At 56.3% G+C, this 5968-nt stretch carries 5 protein-coding genes and 1 pseudogene; 5 read left to right on the plus strand and 1 reads right to left on the minus strand.

Annotated features, from left to right (window positions below):
* From rtxC to XF30_RS11820, 5 genes and pseudogenes are all read left to right on the plus strand, one after another.
* Positions 1-581, plus strand: a pseudogene (gene rtxC, locus XF30_RS11800) (dhydrorhizobitoxine desaturase); the annotation flags it as partial.
* Positions 578-1396, plus strand: coding sequence for a gamma-glutamyl-gamma-aminobutyrate hydrolase family protein (locus XF30_RS11805; protein ID WP_109142794.1), 819 nt, complete (start codon positions 578-580; stop codon positions 1394-1396). The pseudogene rtxC and the gene XF30_RS11805, both read left to right, overlap by 4 nt.
* Before the next feature lie 162 nt (positions 1397-1558).
* Positions 1559-2428: an EamA family transporter gene (locus XF30_RS11810; RefSeq protein ID WP_244608929.1), complete on the plus strand. Its 870-nt coding sequence runs from the start codon at positions 1559-1561 to the stop codon at positions 2426-2428.
* The gene (locus XF30_RS11815; RefSeq protein ID WP_109142796.1) at positions 2425-3711 is read left to right on the plus strand and encodes an ATP-grasp domain-containing protein; all 1287 of its coding nucleotides are present in this window, start codon (positions 2425-2427) and stop codon (positions 3709-3711) included. Before XF30_RS11810 ends, XF30_RS11815 begins: the two co-directional genes overlap by 4 nt.
* Positions 3711-5039 carry a glutamine synthetase family protein gene (locus XF30_RS11820; RefSeq protein WP_109142797.1) on the plus strand — a complete coding sequence of 443 codons (1329 nt, stop codon included), beginning with the start codon at positions 3711-3713 and terminating at the stop codon, positions 5037-5039. The genes XF30_RS11815 and XF30_RS11820 overlap by 1 nt, the downstream gene beginning before the upstream one ends.
* Before the next feature lie 402 nt (positions 5040-5441).
* Here the strand turns inward: XF30_RS11820 and XF30_RS11830 are convergent.
* Positions 5442-5968: hypothetical protein (locus XF30_RS11830; RefSeq protein ID WP_204524500.1), on the minus strand; the 527-nt coding region annotated here is incomplete at its 5' end.

A 5968-nucleotide genomic window follows, 5' to 3' on the forward strand; every position in this document is an offset into this window, starting at 1 on the left:
AGCCGATCTTCGGCGGCGCGACAGTAGCGTATCTGAAGTATCTTTGGACTAATCGGTTTTCGATCGAAGAGACCGAAGATCAGAGCCGCTCAGGCATACTTGTCGACAGGTATGGCTTCTATTTGTTCTGGTTCAGCATCCTGGCCGGGTCATATGCTCTTGGTCTGCTCCATATCGTCGTCCTGTTTTGGATCGTGCCTTATCTAACTACGTTTCAGGTTCTCGGCTGGTTTATCGAACTCGCTGAGCACTCACCCATGTGCGAAACAGAGACGCAGAACGTTTATCTCACCAGGAATCGGAAAGGAAGCTTCCTCGAACGAGCCATCCTAGGGCAGAATCTCGATGAGTACCACCTTGAGCACCACCTTTCACCCGGCATCCCGTTTTGGCTGTTGCGCAAGGCTCAGAAAATTCGAATGCAGGATCCGAACTACGCGAAGGTCGCCGCCACCTGGGGCGGGCTCTTTGTCGCGGGGCCTCAAAGTCAGCCTAGCGTCATAACTCAGTTGAAAGAGCGAAATCGACGGCTGTATGAGCAGTCCGTTGCCGGCGTTCGCACGCGAGGCGAGGTGGCGTGAGGTTGCAACAGTCCGAGCGCACCCAAGCCGTTGTCGCCGTCACTTCGAACCGTCTTCTGGTCGATGGTGTGCATCGCGACTGGTTACGACGCAAGTACGTGCAGGCACTCCATCGTCATGCGGGAGTGGCTTGCGTCGTATTGCCGACCGTCGACGCGGAAGATGCTAGGGACGAAGTCGCCCCGGCCAGCATGCGCCGGCTGGACGGTCTGGTCTTGACAGGCGATGAATCGAACGTGGACCCCGCCGTTCTGTCAGCGCCCGCGTCCTTTGTGGATTTTGATCGGCAGGATGTTGAGGCTGGGATCCTTGACCGTCCGCGGGACAGGCTCTCTGCCGCAGCCATAGAGAGCGCCATCGCCCTCGGAATGCCTATTCTGGGCATCTGCCGTGGGCTTCAGGAACTCAACGTCTATTTTGGCGGCACACTCCGCCCATCGCTTGCGGAGTGGAGGCGAGAAAGCGGCGCCATGCATGCCGAGAAGCCAGATCGTCCCAGGGACCGTCAGTACGATGCCGCGCACCCCGTCAGGATATCATCCGATGGCGCACTCTTTCCAATCGCGCGGATGATCGAAGCGCAAGTCAACTCGCTGCACAATCAAGGCATCGAGACGCTTGCCCCAGCGCTGAGGGGCGAGGCGTGGGCGCCTGACGGTCTGGTCGAGGCAGCTTCAGTGATTGGCGCTCCGACGCTGCAAATCGGCGTGCAATGGCACCCCGAATGGCACGTCTCAACCGACCTCCTCAGCAAGCAACTGTTCAAAGCATTTGGAGAGGCGTCTGTTGGGTACTGCCGGACTAAGAACGGCTAGAGGCAGATCGTGATATTGCAAACGAAACGCGGCTCGCGCGAGCCGAAAGGGCCGCCCTCCGAAACCGACGCACGCGCCTGGGCTTCCGAGAGCTCCGCCCGGCCTCGCGGGCACAAAAAGGGTGGACGCTTGACGAGTGGCTTCGTTCTAGGAGTGTTCTTGGTGGCGCTTTATGTCGTTCTGAGCGCGGCAGGCGAGGTTTATGCGGCATCGTATTTTCAGCAAGCCGATGTCTTCGTGGCGCTCCTGCTGTCTTTCGCAGTGGTTTGTCTGACGTTCAACTTCTTGGCTCGCCACGAGGGAGGCGAAGCAAGAGCCGGTAAATGGCCGCTCCTGGTCTTCGTCGCACTTAACGTCGTGACGGCGATCAGCTGGATCGGCCTATTTATAGGACTGAAATACGCTGAACCTGCGATCGTGGCCGCCTTCATGGTGGCGTTGGGGCCTGCCGCAACAGTGTGGTTAAACGCCCTGATCAGGCGCAGGGGCGCCCCGCCAACATCCGATATTGTCGTGAGCGCTGCGATTGCGACGATCGGGACTTACATGATTTGGATCTCGGCCAGCGGCAATGCGGGCGTGCAGTGGGGGGCTCGATCGTCCTTTGGCATCGTCTTGGCCATCCTGGCCGGCCTATCGCTCGCCCTTACAAATATACTTGTCAAGGTGCTGTTCGATCGTGGGTTTTCCGGCCGACAAGTGCTGGCGCATCGCTTTTATGGAACCATTCTCTTGCTGCTGGGGCTGGTCGACTATTCATCTATCGTGCCTGAGATCTCGCAGCATTGGCTTCCGATCGCAGCAATTGGGCTGTCGACAATCGTTTTGCCTCTGCTCTTGATTCAGGAGGGCATTCGCCGCGTAGAGCCCTTCACCGTCAACATGGTCCTGTCCACCGCCCCCATCGTCACCTTCCTGTTCCAGTACTTCGATTCTCGCATCGTGCATTCGTCACATACGTTCGTTGGAAATGTCCTCATTACGGCTATCGCTGTCAGCAACATCTACTTGCAGTATCGGAGATCCGCATGAAAGAACGGAAATGTGTAGTTGTGGACGCATACTCTACCGGCCGCTACCTACCCGAAGAATTCAAGCGCTATGGAATTGGGACCGTGCATGTGATGTCGGCCGCACAGATTCCACCCATATTCCAAGCGCATTTCGATGCGGATCTGTACGATGAGGTCATGCGCCCTGATGAACGCATGGGGTATGATGAGATCGTTGAGTATCATCTTCAGGCTCTACATGGCAGAGAAGTTGAATTCGTTATCGCGGGTTGCGAGTCTGGAGTCGAACTCGCCGATTCGTTGTCCGAGCGGCTGGGCTTACCTTCAAACGGGACCGCGCTATCGGCGGCTCGGCGCGACAAAGCACGATTGTCTTGCGCGCTGACCTATGCCGGTGTGCGATCGATCAGACAAATCGTGTCTGACAATGCTGTAGAGATCGCAAGCTGGAAGCGCGAGGCGAACTTCGACGCGATTGTGATCAAACCTCTGAACAGTACGGGCACCGAGGACGTATTCTTTTGCTCGACAGATTCCGATATTCAGCGTGCTCTAAGAACGATTATCGGGAAGACGAACCGTGTCGGAGCATTGAATCGTTTTGCCCTCGGGCAGGAAAAAATAAACGGTCAACAATACACCGTAAACGCCGTCTCGATCCACGGAGATGCCTTCATTACGGAGGCCTGGACCTATGACACCGTTCCTGTCGAGGGGGCATCATCGGTCTGCTCACTCGAGAGATTGTTGGACGGCAGCGAACCTATCGTTCAGGAGCTCACTAACTACCTGAAACGTGCGTTGCAGGCACTTCAGATCCTCGAGGGACCGGCTCATGCCGAGATCATTGTCGATCATCGGGGGCCCGTTCTGGTGGACTTCGGGGCGAGGCTTCAAGGGACTATGTCGGCAAAAGCACGAACCATGGCGTTGGGACACAACCATATCACGCTGACCGCTTGGCGCTACGCAAATCCCGAAGGCTTTGGTGAGTACATGAGGATGCGCGGGCCGTACAAGCGGACGGCGCACGCACTATGTGTCTCCCTGATCTCCGACAGGGGCGGTGTAGTTGCCGGCTACCCGGGACTCGAAGGAATCCGCAAGCTCCCGAGCTTTGCGGATGCCATTGCATTCGTTCCAATTGGTGAAAAGCTGGTTCCGACCATCGATTTGGCGTCGACACCAGGCATCGTCTATCTCGTGAATGGCGACGAGAGTCAGCTTGACGATGACTATCGCAAGTTGCGAGCAATGCGAATGGACCAGGTGTTCGAATTGGTGGCCCGGGATAGCCAGTGATGGCAACTGAAGCAACCTTGACCGCAGCCGTGCCCGCCCACGCGGCGATGATCGGCGTAAGCGACTTCGACGGTGTGTTGCGAGGCAAACACGTCTTAGGTGAAGATCTCTCCGGTCGAGATAAAGTCATCAAGTTCTCTGAAGCAGTGCTGGCGTGGGATTGTTCGGATCGGGTCATTCCGATCAGTTTCACGCAGCAGCCATTAACAGCATTTGGGGATGCTGATCTGCGTATTCTGTCTGCCACCGGCCGCTCGGTGTCTGATGTCGGTAATCAATATCTCTACCTCGCCGAGTTCATTGGCGCACATGAGAACATCTGCCCGCGAGGTGTTCTGCGTAAGGTCCTGAGAAGGGCTGCTGACCTCGGATACAGATGCGCTGTCGGATTCGAGTTTGAATTCATGTTGTTCAAGGAGAACGCCGATACAATTGAGGATAAGCCGTTCAGCGAATGGGTTCCTTTAACGCGGGGTGCGTTCGGCTACTCGATTATGCGCTCTGTTGCTCAACATGAGCTGTTCGATGAGATCTTGGCCCTTTGTGAAAAGGCTAGAATACCTCTCAGCGGGCTGCACTTCGAAACGGGACCGGGCGTGGTCGAAGCGTCACTTCGTCATTGTGATGCTTTGGAAGCTGCCGATCGAGCAACCATATTCAAGTCGCTGATAAAAGCATGGGCGCAAAGGCGAGGCATGATGGCTACATTCATGGCCAAGGTTTCCGAGGATTGGCCGGGCCAGTCCGGCCATATTCACATTTCGATGTCCTCGGGCGGTCAGAATGCGTTTCACGACAGCAATGCGGTGGGCAACTTCTCAAAGCTTATGAGGCAATTCATCGCCGGACAATTAAACTACATGAACGAGTTTTGTGTGCTCGCTGCGCCGAACTTCAATAGCTACAAGAGGTTGGTGCCTGGCTGCTGGGCACCAATCTGTCCAAGCTGGGGATTTGACAACCGTTCCTGCGCGGTTCGCGTTATCTCGGGAGAGCCTTCTGTCCATCGTCTGGAATATCGGCTGGCAGGCGCAGACGTAAACCCATATCTTGCGCTCGCATGTGCCATTGGTTCCGGAATATTGGGGGTCGAGACATGTGTGGCACTACCCGCGTCGATCGCCGGCGATGCAAGCGTGGAAATGACCGCAAGACTACCTCAAAGCCTATCAGAGGCAACTTATCGTTTTGCACAGTCGGAAGCAGCGAACGAGGTTTTCGGAGAAAGGTTTGTTGAAACGTTTTCTTGCTCGCGCCGTTGGGAATGGGACGCCGTTCAAAATCGAGTGACCGACTTTGAACGTCGGAGATACTTCGAGATCATCTAGCTGGTCTTGACAGTTCTGTGCTTCATTCCTCTCGCAGCCATCTGAAGGGCGCTCCTCTCGTTAGGGGAGAACCGTGGGGAGCTGATGAGGTCTGCTGCCAACTGCTCTGTGGCCGCAATTGCGATTGCTTCGGTGCGATGCAGGTAAGATGCGCTCGACTGATTCAAAGGAAGACAAAAGGGCAACATTTGTCCAGTGGAGCGAAGCCGAAGAGTAGTGACGCGCGACGCTGTAGAACCGCGGAGCTCCGCGCGCGCGACGAGGTTGGCGTAGATCAGTGCTGACCAGGACGCGTTCCGCGCGGCGCTCAGGTCCGTCGGCATGAACGCTGGATCGCAACTAGTGAACAGTTGCAGGAGGTCAGCTGAACGGCAACTGCGATATAGCTCAGATCTGCTTCCCTCACGTGCCCGCACCTGGGCCGTTTATTTCTACCAAAATAGCGACAAGAATAGTCAGAAAAGCGACAACCAGCATCCCGCCGAGGGTAGCTGTATTGCTTGAGGTCGGCGTCTCTTCAGCTAAGAGGTTAAAAGGCGGACCGGCAGGATTGCACATGCCGTACGTCACGAGGGGGATGTTAATCCTATCAGCGTCATCGAGGAAATTGCCAGTCGGGCGTTGGGGCGTGCGGATCATGCATATAAGGCCGGGTTCCAGCCCCGCGGAATTGCCAGCCAGCTTGACCGGCCGGAAGTTGTCCGCCGGTTGACTGGGGGCGGCTAGCGTCGTTTGGCTGTCGTAGGAGCCGCCAGTCCTGAAGCTTGATAGCACCTCTCCGGGACCGTTCTGCTTGAATGTCGCCACAGCTTTGACGCTTGAAGGACTTGCGCCAGCGGCAGCACTCGTTGGGTCTGAAAATTCAGGTGCAAGCAGCATCAAAGCCAGGTGGAACAGGATTAATCGGATCAGCCCCATTAGAACTCCGG

Source organism: Bradyrhizobium sp. SUTN9-2 (assembly GCF_003122645.1).
Classification (GTDB): Bacteria; Pseudomonadota; Alphaproteobacteria; order Rhizobiales; family Xanthobacteraceae; genus Bradyrhizobium; species Bradyrhizobium yuanmingense.